The sequence below is a fragment of the Actinomycetospora corticicola genome (assembly GCF_013409505.1).
GTDB classification, from domain to species: Bacteria; Actinomycetota; Actinomycetes; order Mycobacteriales; family Pseudonocardiaceae; genus Actinomycetospora; species Actinomycetospora corticicola.
The window spans coordinates 873,223-897,446 of the sequence record NZ_JACCBN010000001.1 but is presented as its reverse complement, the minus strand read 5'-3'; the positions used below and the strand labels follow the sequence as shown (position 1 = coordinate 897,446).

The following is a 24,224-nucleotide window of genomic DNA, read 5'->3' as shown; positions in this document are numbered from 1 at the left end:
GTCGGACTAGATCACCCGACGTCGGGGGCGATCAACCCGACCCGAGCACCCGGTCCAGTCCCGTGAGGCGCAGCGTCCGGGACACCTGCCCGTGCACCCCGCGCAACCCGAACGACCCGCCCGTGGCGGCGACGCGCCGGGCGGCGGCGAGGAGCACCTGCATGCCGCAGGAGTCGCAGTAGGGCACGGCGCCGAGGTCGACGACGAGGTCGAGCGGGCCCGTCGCCCGGGCCACCTCGTGCTCGACGGCGGTCTCCAGCACGGCGGCGTGCAGGTGGTCGATGTCGCCCGCGGCCACGACGAGCACGCGCGGCCCGGCGTCGGGACCCTGCTCCTTCTCGATGCGGACCGTGAGGTCCGGGACGTCCGGGCTCATCCCGCTCCCGTCCCGCACGCCTCCTGCACCGGCTCGGAACGGAGCAGCGCGACGGTGCGGGGCGAGTCGGCGAGCCGCTCGGCGAGGCCGTCGACGGCGGGCCGCAGCTCCTCCCGGGTCAGCCCGCCCGGCACGACGACCGTGCCGACCCAGCGCAGGAACCGCGCCAGCAGCCCGGGGTCGTCGACGTACACGGCGGCAGCGAGGAAGTCCACGAGGTGGCCGAGGTCGTCGGTCAGCTGGTCGTCCGGGTCCTGCCCGCGACCGACCCGTGCGGCGAGTCCCGCGACGAGTTCCGGACGACGGGTCTGCAGCAGCGACTGCTCCTCCCGGGAGGCGTCGTCGACCCGGCCGTCGTCGCGCCGGGGCAGCGTGTCGGCGAGCACCGCGGCGGCGGCGCGGGCGTCCGGGGCCCAGCCGTCGGCGCCGACCGCGGCGGCCCACTCCCCCTCCGGGCCGAACGCGGGACCGCCGGCGAGGATCGGGATGCCCGACGCCCGGCAGGCCTCGACGACGCGCCGGGCCGCCGGCAGCCGGGACGGCAGCGAGCTGGAGACGGCGACGACGTCCGGCCCCGTCTCGTGCAGGTGCACGGCGAGCTGGGCCGCGGGGACGCTCGAGCCCAGGAACGTGACGTCCCAGCCGTGCCGGGCGAGCACCTCGGCGAGCAGCCGGGCCGGCAGGGCGTGCCACTCGCCGTCGAGGCACGCGACGGCGATCCGGCCGATGCCGCTGGGTCGGCCCGCCGGGCGGTGCCGGGAGACGGCCGAGACGACCCGCTCCGAGATGTGCGTGGCGATGTGCTCCTGCACGACCGTCCACTCACCGGCCGCCCACCGCTCCCCCACCTCGCGCTGCGCCCCGGCGACGACGTCGAGGAGCACCGTCTCGACGTCGAGCCCGGCGTCGAGCGCGGCGAGGGCGACCTCGACGGCTCCCTCCTCGTCGGAGGCGGCCAGGCGGTCGAGGTACTCCTCCCGCCGGGCGGCGTGCTCGTCGTGCCCGTCGGCGTGCCCGTCGGCGTGCCCCTCGGGGTGACCGATGGGCCCGGTCGCGGTGCGCGGAGCGGTCATCGGGCCTCCCGGGAGGGGCGCCGGGGCGCCTGCAGCGCGAGGAGCGCCACGTCGTCGTGGGTCCGGCCGCCGAGCCACTCGGTGAGCAGCTGCAGCACCCGGTCGCAGATCACCTGCGGCGGCGCCCCGACGCAGCCGGCGAGGGCGGCCTCGAGACGCTCCTCGCCGTAGAAGGTGCGGCCGGTGGGCCCGCCGCGGGCCTCGGTGACGCCGTCGCTGTAGAGCACGCAGGTGTCGCCGGGGGCGAGCACCACCTCGGCCCGGCCGACCTCCGCGTCGCGCAGGGCGCCGACGAGCGAGCCGGCGACGTCGACCTCCTCGACGCCCCCGTCCGCGCGCAGCACGTAGGGCGGCGGGTGGCCGCCCGTGGCCAACCGCAGCCGGGACCCGCCGTCGGGAAGGGGTTCCGCGTCGCCGAGCACCATGGTGGCGAAGCGCGGGAGGGTGACCGCGGCGTCCGGCGCGTCGAGGTCGGCGGCGTCGAGCAGCGCGACGTTGAGCAGGTCGAGCAGCGCGCCCGGGTCCTGCTCGACGAGCCGCAGGGCGTGCAGCGACTGGCGCACGCGCCCGGAGAGGACGGCCGCCTCGATGCCCTTGCCGCACACGTCGCCGAGCAGGAAGGGCGTGCGGCCGGCTGCGGTGCGGGGCAGCACCTCGTAGAAGTCGCCGCCGACCCGGAGGCTCTCCCGCGCGGGGCGGTAGGCGCTGCCGACGAGGAGGCCGCCGGTGTCGGTGGGCAGGGGCGGCGGTTCGAGGCTCGCCTGCAGCACGTGCCCGAGGTGGGACTGCTCGCGGTAGAGCGCCGCGGCGGAGAGGGCGGTGCCGACCCGGACCGCGTACTCCTCGGCGACCGGGAGCGTGTCGTCGGCCGGGTCCGGGCCGACGAGGACCAGCACGCCCTGCACGAGGGTCCCGGGGACGGGGACGACCACGATCGGCGCGGTCGGCCGTTCGTTCCACACGGGCAGGTCGGCGAGCTCGACGCCGACCCAGGGGTCGACGCCCGCACGGCCGGTCAGCGCCTCGGACAGCCGGGGCGCGGCGCGCAGGTCGGCGCGGCGCATCTCGCCCGCGTGCGGACGGGCGGCGCCCCGGTCGGCGCGGGCCCAGCGGACGAGGTCGGTGCCGTCGGCGAACAGCACCAGCACGGTGGGCGCGAGGTCGCCGACCGCGAGCGTGGCGGCGGTGCGCAGCGTGCGGTCGAGGTGGAGCACCCCGTGCAGGGCGCGGCCGGCCTCGGCGAGGAAGCGGGCCCGCGCCTGGGCACGCACGAGGGACGCCGAGTCGCGCCGCTCCTCGGTGACGTCGCGCAGGTACCAGCAGGTGAGGAAGTCGACCGCGGTGCCGTCGTCGTCGAGGCGCACCGCACGCGCGGCGAGGATCCGGCCCGCGACCTCGGCCTCGAATCCGGGCCGGGCCCGGGCGACGGCGTCGGTGAACGCGTCGTGACCCGCGTGGTCCACCCCGAGCCCGACGACGAGGCCCGGGACCAGCCGTCCGGCCGCCGGGTTGGCGGCGTGCACGATCTCCGCCCCGCCCGGGTGGGCGGGGCCGGTGACGACCACAGCCTCGGACAGCCCGGCCAGCATGCGGGAGTGCAGGCTGAGGAGGCCTCTCGGCGGTGTCGGCGTGGGAGCCCCCGCCGGCATCGTCGGATCCATCCATCCACGGTAGCCGGTCACCGGGACCGCGGCCGGGACGGCGGGTGACGCGCGCCCCGGCGGGGAAAGAAGGGGCCATGAGCTCCCTGACCTACGACCAGGCCCAGACCATCGTCGCCGAGGCCCTCCGCCACGGGGCGTCGGCGGGCTACAAGCCCCTCACCGTGGCCGTGCTGGACACCGGGGGGCACCTCGTCGCCCTCGGCCGGGCCGACGGCTCGGGCTTCCTGCGGCCCGACGTCGCGATCGCCAAGGCGCACGGCGTCATCGGGCTCATGATGGACAGCCGCGCCATCGCCCAGCGCGCCTCGGACTCCCCCGAGTTCTTCACCTCGGTGGCGGCCCTCGCCGGCGGCAAGGTGTTCTCGGTGCCGGGCGGCGTGTTCATCACCGACGCCGACGGCGAGGTGATCGGCGCCGCCGGCGCGTCCGGGGACGCCTCGACCGCCGACGAGGAGGCCGTGGTCGCCGGGATCGAGGCGGCCGGGCTGGTGGCGCGCACGGGGGCGTAGCTCGACCGAGCGACGGCGCTCGTCGCGCCGCTGTTCCGAGCGAGCGGCACTTTCGCGCGCGTAGATCGGGCGAAAGTGCCGTTCGTGTGCGGCCGACCACGTCGGGTTGTTCGCAACCGATCATCCGGACTATCTTGTATCTATGTTGTCCACCAGTGGTGCCTCGGTGTGCTCCGCTGCCGACCTCGTCTACCACCACGTCAAGGAACGCGTGCTGACCGGCGAGCTCGAAGGCGGGCGGATGGTGAGCGAGGGCGAGATCGCGTCGGTGCTGACGGTGTCGCGCACCCCGGTCCGCGAGGCGTTCCTGCGCCTCGAGGTCGAGGGGTGGCTGCGGCTGTTCCCGAAGCGCGGCGCGCTCGTGGTGCCCATCGCCCCGCGCGAGATCGACGAGGTGCTCGAGGCCCGGGCGGTCGTCGAGGCGCACGCCGTGGCGGACGTCGTCGGCCGGGCGCACGATCTCGGGGCACTCGTCGGCGAGCTCGACGACGTCATCGCGGTCCAGCGCAAGACGCACGACGACGGGGACCTGCCCGCGTTCGTCGCCGCCGACGCCGAGTTCCACCGGCTCATCGCCGACGCCGGCCGCAACTCACTCTTCGCCGCGTTCTACCGCGGCCTGCGCGAGCGTCAGCAGCGGATGACGGCGGAGTCGGTGCGCGGGCGCAGCGCCGCGGCGGAGGCCGTGCTCGCCGAGCACCGCGTGCTGCGCGACCTCATCGCGGCCGCCGACGTCGAGGGCTTCCGCACCGCCCTCGTGACCCACCTCGACAACACCCACCGCGCGGGACGGGGCCGGTGACCGCGGCGCTGGACACGCGACCCGACGTCGGGACGAGCTCCCGGTGGCTGCCGGTGGGGCTCGCGCTGTTCGTCGTCGCGTGGGGCGGCAACCAGTTCACGCCGCTGATGGTGCTGTACCGCGAGCTCGGTGGGTTCTCCACCGCCACCGTGGACGTGCTGCTCGGGGCGTACGTGCTCGGCATCGTGCCGGGGATGCTCGTCGGCGGCCCGCTGTCCGACCGATTCGGCCGCAAGCCGCTGATGCTGGCCGCACCGCCGCTGGCCATCGCCGGCAGCCTCGTCCTGGCGGTCGGCGGGGAGGACGTGCCGCTGCTGTTCGCCGGCCGCGTGCTCGCCGGGCTCGCGCTCGGCGTCGCGATGGCCGTCGGCTCCACCTGGATCAAGGAGCTCTCCGGGAACGGCGGGGCCTCGCGTGCGGCGATGTCGCTGACCCTCGGGTTCCTCCTCGGCCCGGCCGCCGCCGGGGTGCTCGCCCAGTGGGCACCGTTCCCCGAGCTGCTCTCCTACGGAGTGCACGTGGTCGTCGGGATTCCGCTGGGCCTGCTCGCGGTGCGCACCGCCGAGACCCTCGTGGCCCCGTCGCGCGGCCGGCTGCGCGACGACCTGCGCATCCCGGTGCGCGGGCACCGCGAGTTCTGGACCGTCGTCGCCCCCGTGGCGCCCTGGGTGTTCACCTGCGCCGGGGTCGCCTACGCGGTCCTCCCCTCGCTCGTCGCCCCCGCGGTCCCGGGGCACGCGATCGCCTTCGCGGCGCTGATGACCGCCGTGACGCTCGTGGCCGGCGTCGCCGCGCAGTCGGCGGCGCGTCGCCTCGGCCTCGACGACGCCCGCGGCGGCATGGTCGCCGCGCTCTTCGCCGTGGCCGGGATGGGCGTGGCGGCCTGGACGGCCGCCACCCCCGGGATCGTGCTCGCGATCGTCTCCGCCGTCGTGCTCGGGATCGGCTACGGGTTCGCGCTGGTCAGCGGGCTCGCCGAGGTCCAGCGCCTCGCGGCGCCGCAGCACCTCGCCGGGCTGACCGCCGTGTTCTACGCGCTGGCCTACGTCGGGTTCATCGTCCCGGCCGTGCTCGCCGTGGCCGCGCTCGCCGTGTCCTACAGCGTGCTGTTCGGGGTCCTCGGCGTGCTCGCGCTGGTCTCGCTCGCCGTGGTGGCGCGGTCCCGCCCGTTCCGCCCGTTCCGCCCGTTCCGCCCGTGACAGGAAAGCGTCGTTGCCGGCACTGGATGACGGCAACGACGCTTTCCTGCCATCGAGCTCACGACGCCGGGTGCACCACGGCCTTGAGCGCCATCGGGTCCCGGCGGGCGGCGAGCAGGGCGCCGACGGCGTCCTCGAGCGGGTGGTGCGAGGTCACCATGTCGTCGAGCCGGATGCGCCCGCTCGCCGCGAGGTCGATCGCCGCCGGGTAGACGTGGGCGTACCGGAAGGTCCCCTTGACCACCAGCTCCCGGGCCTGCACGACGTCGAGCGGCAGCGTCACCGTCGCGCCGGTGCCGACGAGCACGACGGTCGCCGCCGGGGCGGTCGCCGCCACCGCGAGGTCGATGGCGGGCTGCACGCCGGTGCACTCGAGCACGACGTCGGCCTGGCCGAGCGCCTCGCCGATCCCGGCGAGGCCGGCGTCGTGGTCGTTGGCGTCGACGACTGCCGTGGCGCCGTACTCCGTGGCCGCCTCGCGGCGCAGCGCCATGACGTCGGTGACCACGACGGCCGACGCGCCCCGGGCCAGCGCGACCTGCAGGCACAGCAGCCCGACCGGCCCCGCCCCGCTCACCAGCACCCGCGACCCCGGCCCGATGTCGGCCTTCGCCGCCGCGTGCAGGGCCACCGAGAGCGGCTCGATCAGGGCCGCGGCCTCGTCGGACAGCGCGTCGGGCACGGGGTGCGCGCGGTGCGCGGGCACCACGACGTACTCGGCGAACGAGCCGTCGATCGGCGGGGTCGCGAAGAACTCGATGTTCGGGCAGAGGTGGTAGCGGCCCTGCCGGCACTGGTCGCAGCGCCCGCACTCCTCCTGCGGTTCCACCGCCACCCGGGTCCCGACGGCGGGTGCGGTCACCCCCGGCCCGACCGCGCTGACCACGCCCGACGTCTCGTGCCCCAGCACGAGCGGGGCGTGCATGACGAACCCGCCGATCCGGCCGTGGTCGTAGTAGTGCACGTCGGACCCGCACACGCTGACCGCCCGCACCTGCACCTGGACGTGCCCCGGACCGGGCTCCGGGACCTCCCGGTCCTCCAGGACGACGTGGTCCGGCTCGGTCAGGACGGCGACGCGCTGCATGTCGCCCAGTGTGCGCGCCTCAGGGCACCTGCGTGCGGATGCGCCGGGCCGGGGTGAAGACGCGCAGGTCCAGCATCCCGGGCGGGTCGGCCACCCCCGGTCCCCCGGCCTGGACCCACGCGGCGATCTCGTCCTCGGTGTCGCGGTCGAGGACGCCGAGCAGCCAGACCGGCTTGCCACCCGCGCGGCGCCCCTCGGGGGACGGCGAGACCACGGCGACCGTCGACTGGGCGCAGGCGTCGAGGCAGTCCGACAGCTTCACGCGACCGACACCCGCCGTCCCGTCCCGCAGCCGCTGGACCTGACCGGCGTGGTCGACGCCGGGGTGCTTGCGCGTGGTGCCGCAGCAGCAGCCGCGGCAGAGGGTGACGGTGGGGCCGTTCGCGCCGGGCTTCATCGTGTCCCACCGTAGATGTGCGCTCCGCGCCAGTGAGCAGAAAGGGCCGTCATAGCGACCCTTTCTGCTCACGTGCGCGGAGCGCACCTACGGCGTCAGCGTCACGCAGGCCAGCCGGCCGCCGGCGGTCCCGGCCTGGCCCGGCGCGGTCGCCGTCATCTCCTTCTCGTGGACGATCATCGACGCGGGCACCCGGTCGGTCAGCGCGAACGGCACGGTCGTCCCGGAGGTCCCGGCCCCGGAGGCGTCGGTGCGCAGGTCGAGCCAGAACTCGTTCTCCGGGTTCGCGTACGCCGGGTCGGACGACGGCCTGTCCGGAGTCGCGGCCGGGTCGACGCGGTTCTGGAAGTGCGGGCCGGCGTCGGCGCCGGTGGGCCCGCACGGCCTCGTGTGCAGGTGCACGGCGTACCCGCGGTTCGGGAGCAGCCCCGTCGTCGTGAGCGTGGCGGAGGTGCTGTCGGCCGCCCGGACCGTCTCGACCGTGACCTCGGCCCCCACCGGCGCCGCCGCGGGGCTGTAGGTCACCGCGGTCGCGTTCGGGGTGCCGGGCGCCGCGAGGGCGCCACCACTGGCGCGGCGGACCTCCGAGGTGCTGCTGCATCCGGCGAGGACGAGGACGACACCCAGCGCACTGAACAGGACGATTCGGGCGAACATGACGGTGATGATGCCAGTGTGCAGCTGTGCTTCACGCACCCCTGGTGAAGCGTCGCTTCTCCGCGGGACGCCGGTGGACGAGGGTCCGGGCATGGTCGATCTCGACGGTCTCTGGGTCCCGCTCGTCACCCCGTTCACCTCACGCGACGAGGTCGATCTCGAGGCGCTGGCCCGGCTCGCCGCGGAGGTTCTCGACGACGGGGCGCGGGGCCTGGTGGCCCTGGGCACGACCGGCGAGCCGACCTCCCTCACGCCCGAGGAACGGCGCGCGGTGGTCGCGACGTGTGCGGAGGTCGCGGCCGCCCGCGGTGGCGGACTGGTCGTCGCCGCGGGCACGAACGACACCCGGACGACGCTCGCCCGGCACGCGGCCCTCGCCGACGTCCCGGGCGTGACGGCGGCCCTCACCGTGGTGCCGTACTACGTGCGCCCGGGCGAGGCCGCGGCCGTCCGGCACCTGACGCACGTGGCGGACCGGTCGCCGGTGCCGCTCGTGGTCTACAACGTGCCGGCGCGGACCGGCCTCGGGCTCGGGGCGGCCGCCCTGCTCGACCTGGCCGCGCACCCGCGGGTCGTCGGGCTGAAGCAGGCCGTCGGCGCGCTCGACCCCGACACCACGACGGTCCTGGCGGCCGCTCCCCCGGACTTCGCCGTGCTCGCCGGGGACGACGCGTTCATCGCGCCCACGGTGCTGCTCGGCGGGCGGGGGTCGATCACCGCGTCGGCGCACGTCGCGACGGGCGGGTTCGCGGCGCTGGTGGCCGACGCGCTCGCCGGTCGCGCGTCCGCCGTGCGCGAGCACCACGCGGCCCTCCTCCCGCTGGTGGGCGCCCTGTTCGCCGAGCCCAACCCCGTCGTCGTGAAGGCGCTCCTGCACGCGCAGGGCCGGATCGCGACGCCCGACGTGCGGATGCCGCTGCTCCCGGCCTCGTCGACCGCGTCCGCCGGGGCGCTCGACGCCCTCTGCGGCCTCGCCAGGCAGCGCTCGGGGTAGCAGCCGGGTTCGTCCAGCCCTGAAGAGCGTCCGACCGCACGCCGACCGCCCTGGGCCGGGACCGTCCGGGAGCTTTTCACACCGTCGTGAATCGGGCCCGGGTCGGGGTGCTCGCCGCCGTGCACCGGTTCCGCGGTGACCCGCCCCTGAGCAGCACAGTCAGTGCCGGTCTCCGGGGGACGTCCGCCGTCGTCCCGCGACCCGTCCGCGGACGTCGAGGCGCCCACCGGCCTGCGCGGCTACCGTGAGATCGACCCCACCACCGACCCGCGGAGAGTTCCATGACGACGATCGCCCCGGCTCCCGTCGTCGATGCCCTGCGCGCGGTGCTGCCCGCCGACCGGGTGGTCGACGACCCCGACGTGCTCGCCTCCTACGCGCACGACGACGCGGAGTGGGCGCCGTGGGAGCTGCCGGCGGCGGTGGTCCGTCCCCTGGACGCCGCGCAGTGCCAGGCCGTGGTGCGGGCGTGTCTGGAGCACCGGGTGCCGGTCGTGCCGCGCGGCGCGGGGACGGGGCTCTCGGGCGGCGCGAACGCCACCGCGGGCAGCGTCGTGGTCAGTGTCGAGCAGATGACCCGCATCCACGAGATCGACCCGGCCGAGCGGCTCGCCGTCGTCGAGCCGGGGATCGTCAACGACGACCTGCGGGCGGAGTGCGCGAAGCAGGGCCTCTGGTACCCGCCGGACCCGGCGTCGAGCCCCTGGTCGACGATCGGCGGGAACGTCGCCACCAACGCCGGTGGGATGTGCTGCGTCAAGTACGGCGTCACGCGTGACTACGTGCTCGGCGTGCAGGTGGTCAACGGGCTGGGCGAGCTCGTCCGGCTCGGGCGGCGCACCGCGAAGGGCGTCGCCGGGCTCGACCTCGCGGGCCTCATGGTCGGCTCCGAGGGCACGCTCGGGCTGATCACCGAGATCACCGTGAAGCTGCGGCCCGCCCGGGCCCCCGAGCAGACGGTGGCGGGCTACTTCGCGAACCTCGTCGACGCCGGGCGCGCGGTCGCCTCGATCACCGCCTCGGGCCTGACGCCGAGCGCGCTCGAGCTGGTCGACCGGACGTGCCTGGAGGCCGTCGACGCCTGGAAGAACCTCGGCATCTCCGCCGAGGCCGACGTGCTGCTGCTCGGTCGCGCCGACGCCCCCGGGGCCGCCGGCGAGGCGGAGGCCGACGAGATGATCCGGCACTTCGACGCCGCGGGCGCCACCTTCTCCGCGCGCGCCACCGACGCCGAGGAGGCCGACGCGCTCTTCGCCGCCCGCCGCCTCGCCTACCCCGCCCTGGAGCGGCTCGGCCCGGTGCTCACCGAGGACGTCTGCGTCCCGCGCGCCGCGGTGCCGGAGATGCTCGCCCGCATCCAGGCCATCGGCGAGGCGAACCGGGTCACGATCGCCAACATCGCCCACGCCGGCGACGGGAACCTGCACCCGCTGCTGGTCACCCCGGTCGGCGACGAGCCGGCCCGCGAGCGCGCCCAGACCGCGTTCCACCGGATCATCGCCGACGCGATCGACCTCGGGGGCACCGTCACCGGCGAGCACGGCGTCGGGCTGCTCAAGCGGGACGGCCTGGTCGCCGAGCAGTCCCCCGAGAACCTCGCCATGCAGCGTGCGGTCAAGGCCGCGCTGGACCCGCACGGCATCCTCAACCCGGGCAAGGTCCTGTGAGACGGGTCCTCGGCACCCTCCTCGCCGGGCTGGTCGGCACCTGGCTCGTCGGGGTCGTGCGCGCCCTCGCCCGCGTCTCGCCCGACCTCCGGACGCCGCGCCTGCTGATCTCGTTCGCCTGGGTCCCGCTGGGCGTGGTGCCCGTGCTGCGGAGCCGGATGCGGCAGGACACCGTCGTGCCGCCGGGCGTCGGGATCACGGAGCGGACGGTCCCAGGCGGGGTCCCCGTCCTCCTGTACGACGGTGGGTCGCGCCCCTCCCCGAGCGGCGCGCTGTTGTGGATCCACGGCGGTGGACACCTGGTCGGGCACCCGGGGATGGACCACGACCTGGCCGGCCGGTTCGCCGCCGAGGCCGGCGTGCTCGTCGTCAGCGTCGACTACCGGCTCGCGCCCGAGGACCCCTTCCCCGCCGACCTCGACGACTGCGTCGCCGCCCTGCACTGGCTGCAGGACCACGCCGCCGAACTCGGCGTCGACCCCGCGCGCATCGCGGTGGGCGGGGCCAGCGCCGGCGGCGGGCTCGCGGCGGCCACCGTGCACCGGGCCCACGACGACGGACGTCCGGTCGCGTTCGCGCTGCTCGAGTACCCGATGCTCGACGACCGCACGGCCCTGGCCCGCGTCCCCGGCGGTCGCGGCCGGTTCGTCTGGGACGCCCGGATGAACCGCCGGGCCTGGACCGCCTACGTCGGGCGCCCGGCGGGCGACCCGGCGGTGCCCGAGGGCGCCGCCCCGGCCCGTCGTCGGGACCTCGCGGGGCTGCCGCCGACGTGGATCGGGGTCGGCGACCAGGACCTCTTCCACGACGAGGACGTCTCGTACTCCGGGCGGCTGCGCGCGTCCGGCGTGCCCGTGGAGCTGCACGTCGAGCCCGGGATGTACCACGGCGCCGACGCGAACGTGCCCGGCGCGCACGCCATGCGGGCCTTCCGTGGGCGGATGGTCACGGCGCTGCGGACGGCCGTCGGCGGCTGAGTGCCACCGACGGCCCCGGGTCGTCAGGCGCCCGCGCCGAAGGGGTGGTCGACGACGTAGCGCCACGAGCCGTCGGGCTGCCGGCGCACCACCTCGGCGGTGACGCCCGCCAGCGGCACGGGAGTCCCGTCGCCGTCGTGGCCGCCCACCAGCTCGAAGGCGCAGCTGCCGAGGGCGATGTCGCCGGAGACGATCCAGTAGCGGGACTCGCCGAACTCCAGACGACCGCCGAGGCCGAGGAACCAGCGCAGGGCGCCCTCGATGGCCTCGATCCCCCGCACGGGCTCGGCGCCCGGGCCGGGGACGATGACGGCGTCCGGTTCGTAGAACTCGAGCAGGCGGGGCAGGTCGCCAGCGTTGAAGGCGTCGCCCCAGGCGCGGTTCAGGGCGCTGCCGGGCTCGATGACGGTGGTCGTGGTCATGGTGTGCTCCTCAGGGTTGGGGCGGGTCAGGGACGGGCGGAGCCGTGCACGCGGGCGGCGTGGCGGGCGTAGAGCCGGGGCGCGATCAGCGGGACGACCGTGCGGGGCACCGCGGGCGCGGACGCGAGCATCGAGGTGAGGACCTCGGGGTCGCCCTCGTAGGCGAACATCCCGAACACCAGCGGCAGGGCGCTCTTCGGCGTCGACGCGGCGCCGTGCTCTCCCACCGCCGCCCACTCGGCCTCGGTGAGGTGCGCGGAGGCGAGGGGCAGCAGGGTGCGCTCCTCGAGGTCGAGGTGCTCCGCGAGCAGGATGTGCAGCGCACCGAGGGCCTCGACGAGGGCCGCGCGGGACTCCGCGTCGACCCGTTCCCCCCACGCGCGGCGGGCGGTGCGGACCGCGGCGAGCGCGACGTCGATGCCCTCGTGCTGGGCCTCCGCCGCGGCCAGGCGCGGGAGGGCCCGGGCGGGGACCCGCTCCCGGAGGACCGGCCAGAGGAGCTCGTCCTCACCCTCGTGGTGGTGGTGCAGCAGGTCGCCGAGCAGGTCCAGGTGCTTCCCGACGGTGCGGGCCCGACGGCGGGCGCCGTCGGCCACCCGGGCCACCGCCGCCGGCGCGAGGCGGAACTCCCGCAGGAGGGCGGTGTGCACCACGATCATGTCGCGGACGTCCACCGGCGGACGCTCCGGCTCCGGGGCGGGCGCTGCGGCGCGGCACTCCCACCGGGCCTGGGTGTGGTCCCACCAGCAGCTGCGGCCGTGCTGGTGGGTGGTGGACGGGGCGGCGTTCGAGGTGAGGTTCACGGTGCTGTTCATGGCACCGAGCCTGCGGCGCCCGACCGGCCGAACCCATCCCAACAACCTGGGGTACTGCTCGGCGGCTCCCCGGCGCAGCATGGGTGCCGTGACCAGGGGTGGACTGCTCGAACGCATGCGCCGGATGCCGGCGGTGGCCGCGGACCGCGAGACGCTGGCCCGCACGGTGTACGCCGCGGTGGCGCGGCACGTGCCGTACGACTTCGCGTGCTTCGCGACGACGGACCCGTCCACCGGCCTCATCACCTGGGCCTCGAAGACCCGCGACCTCGGGGTCGGCGACGAGGAGTTCGCCGCCACCGAGTACGGGGAGCCCGACCTCAACGCCTTCACCGAGATCGCGGCCCGCCGACCCCCGGTCGGGGTGCTCTCGGTCGACACCGACGGGCATCCGGAGCGCTGCCGGCGCCACCGCGAGTTCATGGCCCCACGGTTCGGGTTCACCGACGAGCTGCGGGTCGCGTTCGTCGACCGCGGAGCCACCTGGGCGGCCCTCGCCCTGTATCGCGGCCCGGGCGACCCGCCCTTCACCGCCACCGAGGGCGACCAGCTCGGGTCGGTCGCCACCGTGGTCGCCGAGGCCGTCCAGCGGTGTCTCTTCCGCACCGACCGCGAGGTCGTGCACGCCGCCGACGACCCCGGGCCCGCCGTCCTCGTCGTCGACCCGACCGACCGGGTCGCCCACCTCACCCCGGCCGCCGAGGCCGTGATCGACGAGCTCGGCGGCCGCGACCACGGGGCCCTGCCGGCGAACCTGCTCGCGGTCGTGGCGAGCACCCGTCACCAGGGCGCGCCCGGGCAGTCGCGGGCTCTCGGCGCCGCGGGCCGCTGGTTGAGCCTGCGCAGCGCGCCGCTGTCGGGGCCGGGCGGAGACGGGCACGTCGTCGTCACCGTCGAGCCCACCTCCCGCGCCGAGCTGGGCCGCCTCGCGCTCGCCGCCCACGGGCTGACCGCGCGGGAGGAGGAGGTCGCGCTGCTGGTGCTGCAGGGCGCGGACACCCGGACGATCGCCGCGACCCTGCACCTCTCCCCGCACACCGTGCAGGACCACCTCAAGGTCGTCTTCGCCAAGCTCGGGGTCTCGAGCCGCCGGGAGATGACCGCCCGCCTGGTGCTGTGAGCGCCGCGAATCAGTACGCGATCGCGCCCGCCTGGCCCGACCGCGCCGCCGCCAGGAACGCCTGCCACTCCGCGCGGGAGAGCACGAGCGTCCCCTGCTCGGCGTGGCCGCCGTGCCGCAGCTCCACCCGGCCCGCCTCGACGCGCCACTCGACGCGGTCCGCGCCGGTCGCGAACGTGCTGGACCGCCAGGTCGTGTCCACGTCATCCACCTCTGCCTCGTCGGTGCCCTGCCCCGACGACGCTAGGACGGTCGACGCCCGGGACCGCCGTCGTTCACGCGCCGTTGACGGACGGCGGGCCGTCCTTCTCCGCGAGGTCTACGTGAGGCATCTTCGGCCGGCCTCCGACCTGCCTGTTGTGCACCTCGCGACCGCCGGCCCGGCCGCTCGACGATGTGGAAAAACTGGCGTCCAGTGACGGCAACGACGCATTGCTGTCACGAGGGGACGTGTCACGACGACGGGTCAGGCCGCCGAGGCCGCCACTCCCGGGTGCTCGACGCGGTCCGCCATCCACGGCAGGACGAGCTGGAACGCGGTCGTCGCGAACTGCCACGAGTGCCGTCCGGGCTGTGTCACCACCGTGCAGGCGATCGCGCGGGTCCGGGCCTGCGCGCACAACTGTCGCGCCGCGGGCAGTTCCTGGCCGTTCGCTCCCCCGCCGCCCCGGCCACCGATGCCCGAGTTCGCGCCGTTCCCGTAGCCGCCCGGAGGGTGGAACGACCCGGGCGGACGTCCCCCGGGCCGGGCCCCGCCCGGTCGGCCGCCGAAGCCACCGCCGGTGTCGGAGCTGTCGTCGAACCGGCCCGCCGTGTCGGCGTAGGGGGCGTGGCCGGCGAGCACGGTCGCCGGGTCGTTCGCGGCCCAGGCCGCGGCGTCCCCGCCGTAGAGCCGGTCGATCGTCTGCTGCTTCGTGCCGACCTCGGGCCCGGCGTCGCCCGCGATGTCGTCGAAGGAGTCGAACAGCTCCGGGTGCATCACGGCGAGGTCGACCGCGCAGGTCCCGCCCATCGACCAGCCGACCACGCCCCACGCGCGCGGGTCGGACGAGACGCCGAAGGAGTGCTCGACGTACGGGACGACGTCGCGCGTCAGGTGCGCGGCGGCATTGCCGCGCGGCCCGTCGACGCACTCGGTGTCGTTGTTGAACGTGCCGCCCGCGTCGGCGAACACCAGCACGGGCGCCGTCCCGCCGTGGGCGGCCGCGTAGGCGTCCGCGGTACCCACGGCGTTCCCGACCCGGATCCAGTCGCCCGGGGTGTTGAACTCGCCGCCGATCATCATGATCGCCGGGAGCACCGGCCGGGGGCCCGCCGCGAACCACGCGGGCGGCAGCCAGACGTCCTCGTCGCGGTGGGCGAAGCCGCTCGCGTCCGCGGGGATCGACACCTGCACCACGGCACCGGTGCTCCGCGGGTGCCCGATCATCGACGGCAGGGCCGCGGCGTCCACCTGGTCGGGCAGCGGTCCGGCGTCGAGCTCCGACCACCCCTCCTGCACGGTGGTCACGTAGCCGACCCACTGGTTCGCCACGACGGCCACGCAGACCACCGACAGCGGGACCACCAGCACGGACAGCCCGCGCCGCCACCACGGCGCCGGACCCCAGGCGACGACGACCGCGACCACGGCCCCGACCGTGATCCCGACCCACACCCACAGCAGCACCGGGGCCGGGTCGGACGCCAGGCCGCTGCCGGAGAACACCCCGAGGGCGGCGAACGCACCCGCGACGCCGAGCACCACGACCGCCCCGAGCCGCAGCCACCGGCCCCGCACCCGTCGTCGGGACCAGAGCAACGGGACCAGGACGACGAGGAACGCGATCGCGACGAGGGCCTGGACGGTCCACGGCAGCCAGCCGTCGAGCAGGGACAGGCCACGCTGGTATCCCACGAGGCCGAGCGTGCGGCCCGAGCGCGTGATCGCGTCCTGTGCCGGCTGTGCGCGGGCTGTGAGTCAGGCCCGCGCGCGGCCCGCGATCTGGTTCCGCACCAGGCTCAGGCCCACCGTGCCCGCCGCGATCGCGAGGACCCCTCCCACGAGGCCGATCAGCCGGAGATCGAGGGCCACCCGTTCCCCGAAGACCGTGAGGCCCCAGGTGACGGCGACGACCGGGTTGGCGAGCGTGATCCCGGGTTGTGCCCAGATGAGGTCACCGGCCTGCAGTGCCTGCTGCAGGTAGAGGAAGGAGACGGTGCCGCCGACGAGCACGCCGTAGGTCTGCCAGGCGGTGAGCACGCCGCCCAGCCCCTGCGCGTAGGCCGGACCGAGCCCGGCGAGCAGAGCCGCGTTGAACCCGTACATCACCCCGGCGGCGATCCCGAACCAGAGGGCCCGGCGTCGGCCCCGGCCCGCGCGGCCGAGCACCGTCAGGATTCCGAGCACGACGACCACCACGGCCGTGCCGACGAGCCAGCCGCCGGTCGTGGCGGTCTGCGGCCCGCCCTCGTCGGTCTCGAGACTCGCCAGGAACAGCGCCACACCCCCGGCCATCACCCCGACCGACAGCCACGCCCGCCGGCCCAGCGGGGTCCCGAGCGCCAGCGCCCCCAGCAGCAGCGTGAACGGCAGCTCGACCACGAGCACGGGCTGCACGACGGTGATCGGCGCCAGGGCCAGGGCGACGGCCTGCAGGGCGAACCCCACGACGTGCGCCCCGATGCCCCCGAGCCACGCCGGGCGCCGCAGGAGCGCGAGCAGGCCCTCCCACCACCGGGACGCGTGGTCGTGGTGCCGGGAGGCCGACCGCTGCAGCGCGGAACCGACGGCGTTTCCCGCGGCCGCTGCCACGGCCACGAGCACCCCGGCGAGCAGCATGGACCTACGGTAGGTGAGCACTGGAGGTCGCGATGACGACCTCTACTGCTCACACGGCGCCAGCCACAGCCCGCGCTTCGCCTGTTCGGCCCGGTCCTCGGCGGCCCGGACGGCGGGCATCCGCTGCGGCGGGGCGTCGGCGGCGTAGGCCCGGACGGTGCCGGCCTCGGCCGCGAGCACGGCGTAGTCGTCCTGCGGGAGCGACACCCAGACCAGGGCGCGCGAGAACCGGTCGGAGCGCCCGTCGCCGGTGAGCGTCACGGCCTTGCCGGCGAGGGTCTTGCGGGCGAACAGGAGCGCCTGGTCGGCGTAGCACCGCTCCGGGGGCTGCACGCCGAGCGCGCGCACCCGCAGGGTCCGGCCGCCCTCGAGGCGGACGTCCATGGTCACGGGGTCGGCCACGGCCAGCACCGTCGCGGGTTCACCGGCCGGGTCGGTCGCGAGCAGTTCCGGGGCAGCGGCGGGCGAGACGGTCGGCGGGGCCGGGGCGGCCGTGACGGCGGGTGACACCGGGACCGCCCCGGACAGCACCCCGACCCCGCCGAACAGCGCCGCGAGACACGCCATCGCGAGGAGCACGCGCGGTGCCGTCCCGGTCGTCACGCGCGCCAGTGTGACGCACCGTGAAAACCGACCCGCAACCGGTCACCTTCAGTAGCTCCGGACACCTTTCACCGGCAGCCGCCGCACCCCGAGCACCCCACGCGGGTAGGGCCGGAGCACCTCCATCGAGCCACTGGTCGGCGACAGCGCGTGGTAACGGGCCGTGAGCTCCTCCAGGGCGACGCGGGCCTCCAGCCGGGCCAACGGAGCCCCGAGACAGAAGTGCACCCCGTGACCGAACGCGGTCTGGGCGCCGCCGCCGATCCCCCGGTCCAGGACGAACGCCTCCGGGTCGTCGAAGGCCCGCTCGTCGTGGTTCGCCGACAGCATCCACACCAGGACGAAGCGGTCGGCCGGGATCGTGGTCCCCGCGATCTCCACCGGCTCGGTGGTGACCCGGCCGGCCATCGTGAACGGGCTCCGCAGCCGCAGCACCTCCTCGATCGCGGCCGGGATCGTCGCCGGGTCGGCCCGCAGGCCCTCCCAGACGCCGGGGTGCTCGGCGAAGGTCCGGACGGCGTTGCCGAGCAGCACCGTCGTCGTGATGTGCCCGGCGAGCAGGAGCAGCAGCGAGAAGTTGGCCGCCTCCTCGTCGTCGAGCCCGGCGGCGACCAGCGCGGAGATCAGGTCCTCGGTCGGTGCCGTGCGCCGCTCCTGCACCCGCGCGGTGAGGTACGCGACGATGTCGGCCATCGCCGCCGCGACCCGCTCCCCCAGGGCCGGGTCCGACGGGTCGTCCACCTGCATCGAGAACAGCCGGTCCGCCCACGTCCGGAAGAGCGGGTGGTCCGACGCGGGCAGGCCGAGCATCTCCGCGATCACGGTGACGGGGAGCGGGAAGGCGAGCGCGTCGACGAGGTCGAAGCCCCCGTCGTCGGGAACGGCGTCGAGCAGCCGGCGCGTGATCTCGCGGATCCGGGGCTCGAGGTCGGCGACGCGTTTCGGGGTGAAGGCGGTGGAGACGACCTGGCGCAGCCGGCGGTGCTCCGGTGGGTCGATCTGGGTGAGCATCCCGCGGGAGACCTTCGCCGACGCCGCGGCGAGCCGCGAGGTCTCCGAGGAGAAGCGGGCCGGGTCGCGCAGCACCGTCTGCACGTCGGCCTGGCGGAACACGTGGTACATCCCGTAGCGGTCACGCCAGACGGGGTGCTCGCGCCGCATGTCCGCGAGCCACTCCAGGAGTGCGGGTTCGTCCGTGGTGTCGGGGGCGACGGCGTCGGCCGGCGCCATCTCGGTGGTGGTCATGGCTGCCTCCTGGTGACCACGCTAGGACCGCCTCCCCCGCCCGGGAAGAGGGTGCGCGCGGCCCGCCGGGCGGGCACGATCACCGATCATGACGAGGACGGTGCGGTTCTCCGAGCTGGGTGACCCGTCGGTGCTGGAGGTGGTCGAGTCCGAGGACCCGACGCCGGGGCCCGGCGAGCTCGTCGTCGACGTCGCGGCGATCGGCCTCAACCGCGCGGAGTCGATGTTCCGACGCGGCACCTACATCGAGCAGACGCGGCTGCCCGCGGGACTCGGGTATGAGTGCAGCGGGACGGTGTCGGCGGTCGGGTCGCCAGGGCGCTTCGCCGTGGGCGACCGCGTGAGCGTCGTGCCGGGGTTCTCGATGAACGACTACTCCGTCTACGCCGAGCGGGCGCTGGTCCCCGCGCGGGCGGTGGTGCCGCTGCCGGAGAGCACGTCCTGGGTGGACGGCGCCGCGGTGTGGATGCCGTTCCTCGTCGGCTACGGCGGGCTCGTCGAGACCGGTGGGCTGAAGGCCGGCGACCACGTGCTCATCACGGCGGCGACGTCGAGCGTCGGGCTGGCGGCGATGGCGGTCGCGCGGCGGGTCGGGGCGGTCCCGATCGCGACCTCGCGCTCGTCGTCGAAGGCGCAGCAGCTGCTCGACGCCGGGGCCGCGCACGTCGTCGCGACCGGCGAGGAGGACCTGGTCGAACGGGTCCTGGAGATCACCGGCGGCCGTGGCGTGGAGCACGTCTTCGACGCCGTCGCCGGTCCGGGCGTCGCCGACCTGTGCCGCGCCACCGCGACCGGCGGCATCGTGACCATCCACGGCCTGCTCTCGGGGCAGCCGACGATCTTCCCCGCCGAGACGTTGCCGGATCTCTGGATGCGCAGCTATACCCTCTTCGCGATGACGCACGACGAGGAGCGACTGCGCCGCGCGGGCGAGTTCGTGGGCGCGGGACTGCGCTCCGGGGACTTCGCGCCGCAGGTCGACCGGGTGTTCGCCGGGCTGGACTCGATCGTGGAGGCGCACGCGTACCTGGAGTCGAACGCCCAGGTCGGGAAGATCGTGGTGACCCCCTGATGAGCATCTCCGGTGATTCCGGCGTCCCCGACGAGGCCGTGCACTGGTTCTGTGCCCACGTCCCGGACATCTCCGGGGATCTGCTGTTCGAACGGATCACCGGTGGGCGGTCGAACCTGACCTACCGGGTGACCGACGAGGACGGCACCACGTGGGCGCTCCGCCGCCCGCCGCTGGGCGGCGTCCTCGAGACCGCCCACGACATGGGCCGCGAGTGGCGCTTCCTGTCCGCCCTCGCGCCCACCGACGTGCCGGTGCCCCCGCCGGTCGCGTTCTGCGACGACCGCGACGTCGCGGGCGTCGACTTCTACGTCATGGACTTCGCGCCGGGACGGGTGCTGAACAGCGTCGAGGACGCGGCGTGGGTGACCTCGCCGGAGGTCAAGACCCGCATCGGCGAGTCGACGATGGACGTGCTGGCCGCGCTGCACGCCGTCGAGCCGGCGGAGGTCGGGCTCGACGACCTCGCCCGGCCCGGCAACTTCGTCGAGCGCCAGCTCAAGCGGTGGCACCGTCAGGCCCACTCCTCGGCCCTCGAGGACTTCACCGCCATCGACCGGGCCCACCAGGCCCTGTCCGAGCGCGTCCCCGAGCCGCCGGCCAACCGCATCGCCCACGGCGACTTCCGCTCCGGGAACATCTCCTATCTCGACGACGGGTCCGCCGCGGCGGTCTTCGACTGGGAGCTCGCGACGATCGGCGACCCCTACTGCGACCTGGGGCACATCCTCGTGTCGTGGTCCCAGGAGGGCGACACCGTCCCGGCGGCCCTGCCGAACCCGACCCAGCTCGGCGGCTTCCCCACCCGCGAGGACCTGATCGCCCGCTACGAGCAGGCCACGGGCGCGAAGCTGCCGGACATCGACTTCTACATCGCGTTCGCCCGGTGGCGCGCCGCCTGCATCCACGCCGGCGTGTGGACCCGCTACCAGGCCGGCGACATGGGCGACGCCGCGGACGCCGACGAGGTGACCGGGCCGGAGGCGATCGTGGCGCAAGCCGAGTCGGCCCTGTGGCAGCTCGGGCTCTGAACCTCGCGGCAGGAGAGCGTCGTTGCTGTCGCCCCGCGACAGCAACGACGCTTTCCTGCCACGCGGGCGGGGGTCAGAACCGCCGCGCCCGCCGCATCCGGGCGGGCCGCTCGACGAGGCTGCGCACCCAGTCGCCCACGCTGTAGTCGAGACCCGCGGCCAGGGCGGGCAGCCGGAGGGCCGGCCCGCGGCCCCGGCTCGTGCGAACCAGCTGGATGCGGTGCCAGCCGGCGCCGACCGCCGCGCCGAGCAGGGCCCGCACCGGAGCCGGGCCGCCCAGGCGCGGGGCGGGCCGGTCCAGCGTGTCGATCTCCCCGCGCACGAAACGGCCCGCGAGCTCGGGTCGCACGGCGAGCGGCCGCCCCACCCCGACCGCGTCGCACACGCCGGTCTCGAGCGCCTCGTCGACCTCCGCGCGGGACCGGAACCCGCCGGTCAGCACCACCGGCACGTCCACCTCCACCGACAGGGCGGCCGCGGAGTTCCAGAACGGCGACTCGTGCTCCCCCGCCAGGTCGGCGCCCGACGCGTCGAGTCCCACCATGGCGGGCTTCTCGTAGTTCCCGCCGGAGACCTCGAGCAGGTCCACCCCGGCGTCCTCGAGCCACGGGCCGAGCTCGGCGAGCTCGTCGTCGTCGCGGGCGTCGAGCTTCACCGCGAGGATGGCCGAGGCCGGGAGCGTCCGCCGCATCGCCGTGACGATGCCCAGCAGGAACCGGGCCCGGTTGAGCAGGGACCCGCCGTAGAGATCGGTGCGCCGGTTGGTCCCCGGGTCGAGGAAGCTCGACAGGAGGTAACCGTGTGCGGCGTGCACCTGGACGCCCGCGAACCCGGCGTCCACCACCCGCTCGGCGACCTCCACGAACCGGTCCTGCAGGTCGGCGATCTCGACGACGGAGAGCCCCCGCGGCCGCGCGTAGGCCCCGCCGAGCGCCACGGCCGGGCCGGTCGAGGGCCCGACGGGGTGCGGGTTGACGAAGCGCGTGGTCTGCCGTCCCGGGTGGGAGAGCTGGACGATCGTGGGCACCGCGCTCGCGGCCTGCGCCCACCGGCGCAGCGCCGCGTCGTCGGTCCAGGAGTCCACGACGACGTTCCGGGCCCGCTCCAGGTGCGCCCGGTCCACCATGACGTTCCCGGTGATCACGAGGCCCGGCCCGCCCTCCGCGGCCGCCCGGTAGAGCCGCTCGTGGCGCGGCGACGCGTCGCCGTGGCGGTCGGCGATGCTCTCGGTCATCGCCGCGCGCACGAGGCGGTTGGGCAGCACCGCACCGCACGGCAGCGGGAGGGGCTCGGAGAGGCTCACACCTGTCTCAACCCCCGTCGTCGGAAAACGATGCGACCGTCCCCCGATCAGCAGGGACCGGAACACGCTCCGGCCGATCGACGGAGCTCCCGACCGGCATGATCAACGAGCACCCTCGGCGGTCGGTGAGGGCGCCGGACCACCGTAGGTGCTCGTTGATCACCGCGCCCGGGCACCACCGGTCCGCGCGGCTGCCGCCCGGTTCAGCGGGCGAGCGCGAGCAACTCCCGGAACCCGGCGTCGGGAAGGTAGGCCCGGCCGATGCCGATGCCGATCCCGACCCGCGGCAGATCGGCCTCGTCGCGGTAGACCAGGAACATCGGCTCGTGCCGCGGCCGGAACTTGGCCTTGAACTGGTGCAGCGAGCGGAAGCCGTAGTACGGCTCGAGCATCGCGCCGAGCTGGTCGAGCGCGCGGTCCAGCACCGGCTCGGTGTCGTCCCGGTCCGAGCGCGCGAGCGGCGCGCCGGAGAGCGACACGAACCGCGCGCCCTCCGCCTGGAAGGCCAGGCACGCCGAGGCGATGAGGTACTCGACGACCGCGCGGAAGCCCTCGGAACGCCGACGCATCACGTCGAGGGTCCAGCCGACGACCACCCCGTCCGCCCCGTACACCGGCAACCACGACGTCACGCCGTGCACCGTGCCCCCGGCGTCGACGGCGAGCCCGGTCCGCACCTCGGGGTCGAGCGCCTCCTCGACCCCGCCGAGCGTGAAGCCCATCTCGGGCAGCCCCTTGTCGCCGACCCACTCCTCGGAGATCGCGCGGACCTGCGCGACCACCGACCGCGGCTCCTGGTCGAGATGGACCAGCCGGTGCTCGATGCCCTCCTTGCCGGCCCGGTTGAACGCCGAGCGGACCGCCTGCCAGGGCTTGCCGGTGAACGCCAGGCCCTCCAGGTCGACGACCGTGTCCTCCGCGACCTGCAGCGCCCGCCACCCGCGCTCCTGCGCGACGGCGACGAGACCGGCCGTCGTCGAGAAGAGGCACGGCACGCGGCCGGTGCGCTCGGCGAGGGCGCGGAAGTCGTCGAGGGCGGTCGCCGGGTCGTCGGTGATCGGGTCGCCGAGACCGACCGCGACGCCGGCGTGCACCCGGTAGGCCACCACGCCCCCGTCGCCGGTGGGCAGGTACCGGTTCTCCGGCCAGGTCGTCATCCAGGAGATGGTCGGGCCGCCGAAGCGGTGCAGCGCGGCCCGGGCGAGGTCCGTCCCGTCGGTCGTCGGGCCCGTTCCCGACGTCGGGTCCTTCCGCAGCCGCCGTCGCGACGGCACCCCGAACGCGCGCCGTCCGACGACCAGCCACGCCGTGAGCGCGGACCAGAGCACGGCGTTCGGCACGAACACCGCCAGCCCGACGAGCTCGACCTGGTCCATCTGACCGGTCGCGCGGGCGTAGGCCACGACGCCGATCACCAGGAGCCCGAGCAGCAGGTAGAACACCCCGACGACGAGCCCGAGCGCCCACGCGAGGCGGCGACCGCGGCGCAGTCCGTCGGCGAGGAGCAGCGAGATCACCACCGAGACCGCGGTCTCGGCGACCGTCGAGTCGGACGCGGTGTTCCCCAGCGGGCCGATCACGGGCACCACCAGGGTGATCACCCGGATCGCCGCGATGACGACCAGCGCCACGGCCGCGATCAACCGCCACTCGCGCCGGCCGAGGGTCGCGCCGGTCGGGCGGACGCGGCGCGGTCCGGCGAGGCGGGCGGACAGCGGAAGCGCGACGGCGACCGCGAACGCGTGCTCCAGGTCGGCGAGCCCGCCGAGGAAGAGCAGCCCCACGACGGCCACGGCGACCAGGGCCAGCCGTAGCCGGAGCCGCCACGGCGCCCGCACGGTGGCCGACGCCACGGCGAGGGCGGCCATCATCCCGGCGGAGAAGCCGGCGTCGACGTCGGCCGCGAGGCCCTGGGCCCACGGCCAGTCGGTCGCGGCGACGGCCAGGACCACCCCCGCCGTCAGGAGGATCGCGCCGAGCTGGAACCCGATCGTCACGACGGCCGTGCGCAGCGTGCCGCAGCGGTGTTCGGCCCAGCCGACGGCGACCGCGAACAACCCGAGCGTCAGGACGTACAGCGCGGGGTGCCCGGCGACCAGCGAGCCGGTGACGACGGTCCACCATCTGCCGTCGGCGAAGGACGGGACGCCGAACGCCAGCTGCGCCCCGAGGGGGCGCCCGTCGAGCGGGCTCCAGAACGCCCCGGTGACGACACCGCCGACGACCATCAGCACGACGACGCCCGCCGTGAACGGGACCTTCCGGGCGACGCCGCGCACGACGTGGGCCCGGGAGGAGGCGGCCGGGCTCGGAGGCGGAGGTGCCGTGACGGTCATGCGATCACCCGGTGCAGTCGAGGGACTGGCAATACGGTGAAGTGTCAGCGGTCA

24 protein-coding genes are annotated in these 24,224 nt (G+C 75.4%); 9 read left to right on the top strand and 15 right to left on the bottom strand.

Annotation, left to right across the window (positions count from 1 at the left end; genetic code table 11):
* Positions 1-31: 31 nt before the first annotated feature.
* Genes BJ983_RS04255 through BJ983_RS04245 form a run of 3 tightly spaced genes read right to left on the bottom strand, consistent with a single transcriptional unit; the run spans position 32 to position 3,038 of the window.
* Positions 32-376 carry an STAS domain-containing protein gene (locus BJ983_RS04255; protein WP_179792670.1) on the bottom strand — a complete coding sequence of 115 codons (345 nt, stop codon included), beginning with the start codon at positions 374-376 and terminating at the stop codon, positions 32-34.
* Positions 373-1,449: a cobalamin B12-binding domain-containing protein gene (locus tag BJ983_RS04250; protein ID WP_179792669.1), complete on the bottom strand. Its 1,077-nt coding sequence runs from the start codon at positions 1,447-1,449 to the stop codon at positions 373-375. The genes BJ983_RS04255 and BJ983_RS04250 overlap by 4 nt, the downstream gene beginning before the upstream one ends.
* Positions 1,446-3,038 (bottom strand): PP2C family protein-serine/threonine phosphatase, encoded by a 1,593-nt coding sequence (locus BJ983_RS04245; protein WP_179792668.1) that lies wholly within the window; start codon positions 3,036-3,038, stop codon positions 1,446-1,448. Before BJ983_RS04245 ends, BJ983_RS04250 begins: the two co-directional genes overlap by 4 nt.
* 149 nt (positions 3,039-3,187) lie before the next feature.
* Here BJ983_RS04245 and BJ983_RS04240 point away from each other — a divergent pair, with 149 nt between their 5' ends.
* From BJ983_RS04240 to BJ983_RS04230, 3 genes are all read left to right on the top strand, one after another.
* On the top strand, positions 3,188-3,622 hold the full coding sequence (locus tag BJ983_RS04240; RefSeq protein ID WP_179792667.1) for a GlcG/HbpS family heme-binding protein: 435 nt from the start codon (positions 3,188-3,190) through the stop codon (positions 3,620-3,622).
* 142 nt (positions 3,623-3,764) lie between these two features.
* Positions 3,765-4,424, top strand: a complete 660-nt coding sequence (locus BJ983_RS04235; RefSeq protein ID WP_179792666.1) for a GntR family transcriptional regulator — start codon at positions 3,765-3,767, stop codon at positions 4,422-4,424.
* Entirely contained in the window at positions 4,421-5,623 is a 1,203-nt protein-coding gene (locus tag BJ983_RS04230; RefSeq protein WP_179792665.1) for an MFS transporter, read from the top strand. Before BJ983_RS04235 ends, BJ983_RS04230 begins: the two co-directional genes overlap by 4 nt.
* Before the next feature lie 58 nt (positions 5,624-5,681).
* Here the strand turns inward: BJ983_RS04230 and BJ983_RS04225 are convergent, their stop codons facing one another.
* From BJ983_RS04225 to BJ983_RS04215, 3 genes are all read right to left on the bottom strand, one after another.
* A complete protein-coding gene (locus tag BJ983_RS04225; protein WP_179792664.1) occupies positions 5,682-6,710 on the bottom strand; it encodes an NAD(P)-dependent alcohol dehydrogenase in 1,029 nt (342 codons plus the stop codon).
* A 19-nt stretch (positions 6,711-6,729) separates the two neighbouring features.
* Positions 6,730-7,107, bottom strand: coding sequence for a hypothetical protein (locus BJ983_RS04220; RefSeq protein WP_179792663.1), 378 nt, complete (start codon positions 7,105-7,107; stop codon positions 6,730-6,732).
* 87 nt (positions 7,108-7,194) lie between these two features.
* Positions 7,195-7,764, bottom strand: coding sequence for a superoxide dismutase family protein (locus tag BJ983_RS04215; RefSeq protein WP_179792662.1), 570 nt, complete (start codon positions 7,762-7,764; stop codon positions 7,195-7,197).
* Positions 7,765-7,855: 91 nt separating this feature from the next.
* On the opposite strand from BJ983_RS04215, the gene BJ983_RS04210 reads away from it, so the two are divergent.
* The 3 genes from BJ983_RS04210 (at position 7,856) to BJ983_RS04200 (ending at position 11,402) form a co-directional block, all read left to right on the top strand.
* Complete coding sequence (locus BJ983_RS04210; RefSeq protein ID WP_179792661.1) at positions 7,856-8,758, top strand: dihydrodipicolinate synthase family protein; 903 nt, start codon at positions 7,856-7,858, stop codon at positions 8,756-8,758.
* A 281-nt stretch (positions 8,759-9,039) separates the two neighbouring features.
* The gene (locus BJ983_RS04205; RefSeq protein ID WP_179792660.1) at positions 9,040-10,425 is read left to right on the top strand and encodes an FAD-binding oxidoreductase; all 1,386 of its coding nucleotides are present in this window, start codon (positions 9,040-9,042) and stop codon (positions 10,423-10,425) included.
* Positions 10,422-11,402 carry an alpha/beta hydrolase gene (locus BJ983_RS04200; protein WP_343053706.1) on the top strand — a complete coding sequence of 327 codons (981 nt, stop codon included), beginning with the start codon at positions 10,422-10,424 and terminating at the stop codon, positions 11,400-11,402. The genes BJ983_RS04205 and BJ983_RS04200 overlap by 4 nt, the downstream gene beginning before the upstream one ends.
* 23 nt (positions 11,403-11,425) lie before the next feature.
* Here the strand turns inward: BJ983_RS04200 and BJ983_RS04195 are convergent, their stop codons facing one another.
* Positions 11,426-11,824, bottom strand: coding sequence for a YybH family protein (locus BJ983_RS04195; RefSeq protein WP_179792659.1), 399 nt, complete (start codon positions 11,822-11,824; stop codon positions 11,426-11,428).
* Between the two features lie 26 nt (positions 11,825-11,850).
* Positions 11,851-12,639, bottom strand: a complete 789-nt coding sequence (locus BJ983_RS04190) for a hemerythrin domain-containing protein (protein ID WP_179792658.1) — start codon at positions 12,637-12,639, stop codon at positions 11,851-11,853.
* Positions 12,640-12,727: 88 nt separating this feature from the next.
* Here BJ983_RS04190 and BJ983_RS04185 point away from each other — a divergent pair, with 88 nt between their 5' ends.
* Complete coding sequence (locus BJ983_RS04185; protein ID WP_343053705.1) at positions 12,728-13,759, top strand: helix-turn-helix transcriptional regulator; 1,032 nt, start codon at positions 12,728-12,730, stop codon at positions 13,757-13,759.
* Positions 13,760-13,769: 10 nt separating this feature from the next.
* Here BJ983_RS04185 and BJ983_RS30450 read toward each other — a convergent pair whose 3' ends face one another.
* The 5 genes from BJ983_RS30450 to BJ983_RS04160 form a co-directional block, all read right to left on the bottom strand.
* The gene (locus tag BJ983_RS30450) at positions 13,770-13,961 is read right to left on the bottom strand and encodes a DUF397 domain-containing protein (protein WP_179792657.1); all 192 of its coding nucleotides are present in this window, start codon (positions 13,959-13,961) and stop codon (positions 13,770-13,772) included.
* A gap of 264 nt (positions 13,962-14,225) precedes the next feature.
* The gene (locus BJ983_RS04175; RefSeq protein ID WP_179792656.1) at positions 14,226-15,656 is read right to left on the bottom strand and encodes an alpha/beta hydrolase-fold protein; all 1,431 of its coding nucleotides are present in this window, start codon (positions 15,654-15,656) and stop codon (positions 14,226-14,228) included.
* Positions 15,657-15,719: 63 nt separating this feature from the next.
* Positions 15,720-16,580, bottom strand: a complete 861-nt coding sequence (locus BJ983_RS04170) for a DMT family transporter (RefSeq protein ID WP_179792655.1) — start codon at positions 16,578-16,580, stop codon at positions 15,720-15,722.
* A 42-nt stretch (positions 16,581-16,622) separates the two neighbouring features.
* Positions 16,623-17,183, bottom strand: a complete 561-nt coding sequence (locus BJ983_RS32070; protein ID WP_179792654.1) for a thermonuclease family protein — start codon at positions 17,181-17,183, stop codon at positions 16,623-16,625.
* A gap of 48 nt (positions 17,184-17,231) precedes the next feature.
* Positions 17,232-18,428, bottom strand: a complete 1,197-nt coding sequence (locus tag BJ983_RS04160; protein WP_179792653.1) for a cytochrome P450 — start codon at positions 18,426-18,428, stop codon at positions 17,232-17,234.
* 88 nt (positions 18,429-18,516) lie between these two features.
* Between BJ983_RS04160 and BJ983_RS04155 the strand changes: the two genes are divergently transcribed.
* Both BJ983_RS04155 and BJ983_RS04150 read left to right on the top strand, forming a co-directional pair.
* Entirely contained in the window at positions 18,517-19,500 is a 984-nt protein-coding gene (locus BJ983_RS04155; protein WP_179792652.1) for a zinc-dependent alcohol dehydrogenase family protein, read from the top strand.
* Entirely contained in the window at positions 19,500-20,531 is a 1,032-nt protein-coding gene (locus BJ983_RS04150) for a phosphotransferase family protein (protein WP_218890100.1), read from the top strand. Before BJ983_RS04155 ends, BJ983_RS04150 begins: the two co-directional genes overlap by 1 nt.
* A gap of 73 nt (positions 20,532-20,604) precedes the next feature.
* On the opposite strand, the gene BJ983_RS04145 is transcribed toward BJ983_RS04150, so the two are convergent.
* Positions 20,605-21,834: an oxidoreductase gene (locus tag BJ983_RS04145; RefSeq protein ID WP_179792651.1), complete on the bottom strand. Its 1,230-nt coding sequence runs from the start codon at positions 21,832-21,834 to the stop codon at positions 20,605-20,607.
* A gap of 203 nt (positions 21,835-22,037) precedes the next feature.
* Positions 22,038-24,170: a bifunctional lysylphosphatidylglycerol flippase/synthetase MprF gene (locus tag BJ983_RS04140; RefSeq protein WP_179792650.1), complete on the bottom strand. Its 2,133-nt coding sequence runs from the start codon at positions 24,168-24,170 to the stop codon at positions 22,038-22,040.
* Positions 24,171-24,224 lie beyond the last annotated feature (54 nt).

Bases quoted from the DNA above. Each gene is read 5' to 3' on its own strand.
- BJ983_RS04170 (WP_179792655.1), bottom strand. From the start codon at position 16,580: ATGCTGCTCGCCGGGGTGCTCGTGGCCGTGGCAGCGGCCGCGGGAAAC.
- BJ983_RS04205 (WP_179792660.1), top strand. From the start codon at position 9,040: ATGACGACGATCGCCCCGGCTCCCGTCGTCGATGCCCTGCGCGCGGTG.
- BJ983_RS04140 (WP_179792650.1), bottom strand. From the start codon at position 24,170: ATGACCGTCACGGCACCTCCGCCTCCGAGCCCGGCCGCCTCCTCCCGG.
- BJ983_RS04255 (WP_179792670.1), bottom strand. From the start codon at position 376: ATGAGCCCGGACGTCCCGGACCTCACGGTCCGCATCGAGAAGGAGCAG.
- BJ983_RS04190 (WP_179792658.1), bottom strand. From the start codon at position 12,639: ATGAACAGCACCGTGAACCTCACCTCGAACGCCGCCCCGTCCACCACC.
- BJ983_RS04155 (WP_179792652.1), top strand. From the start codon at position 18,517: ATGACGAGGACGGTGCGGTTCTCCGAGCTGGGTGACCCGTCGGTGCTG.
- BJ983_RS04150 (WP_218890100.1), top strand. From the start codon at position 19,500: ATGAGCATCTCCGGTGATTCCGGCGTCCCCGACGAGGCCGTGCACTGG.
- BJ983_RS04210 (WP_179792661.1), top strand. From the start codon at position 7,856: ATGGTCGATCTCGACGGTCTCTGGGTCCCGCTCGTCACCCCGTTCACC.
- BJ983_RS04215 (WP_179792662.1), bottom strand. From the start codon at position 7,764: ATGTTCGCCCGAATCGTCCTGTTCAGTGCGCTGGGTGTCGTCCTCGTC.
- BJ983_RS04245 (WP_179792668.1), bottom strand. From the start codon at position 3,038: ATGCTGGCCGGGCTGTCCGAGGCTGTGGTCGTCACCGGCCCCGCCCAC.
- BJ983_RS04225 (WP_179792664.1), bottom strand. From the start codon at position 6,710: ATGCAGCGCGTCGCCGTCCTGACCGAGCCGGACCACGTCGTCCTGGAG.
- BJ983_RS04235 (WP_179792666.1), top strand. From the start codon at position 3,765: ATGTTGTCCACCAGTGGTGCCTCGGTGTGCTCCGCTGCCGACCTCGTC.
- BJ983_RS04240 (WP_179792667.1), top strand. From the start codon at position 3,188: ATGAGCTCCCTGACCTACGACCAGGCCCAGACCATCGTCGCCGAGGCC.
- BJ983_RS04195 (WP_179792659.1), bottom strand. From the start codon at position 11,824: ATGACCACGACCACCGTCATCGAGCCCGGCAGCGCCCTGAACCGCGCC.
- BJ983_RS04220 (WP_179792663.1), bottom strand. From the start codon at position 7,107: ATGAAGCCCGGCGCGAACGGCCCCACCGTCACCCTCTGCCGCGGCTGC.
- BJ983_RS04250 (WP_179792669.1), bottom strand. From the start codon at position 1,449: ATGACCGCTCCGCGCACCGCGACCGGGCCCATCGGTCACCCCGAGGGG.
- BJ983_RS04160 (WP_179792653.1), bottom strand. From the start codon at position 18,428: ATGACCACCACCGAGATGGCGCCGGCCGACGCCGTCGCCCCCGACACC.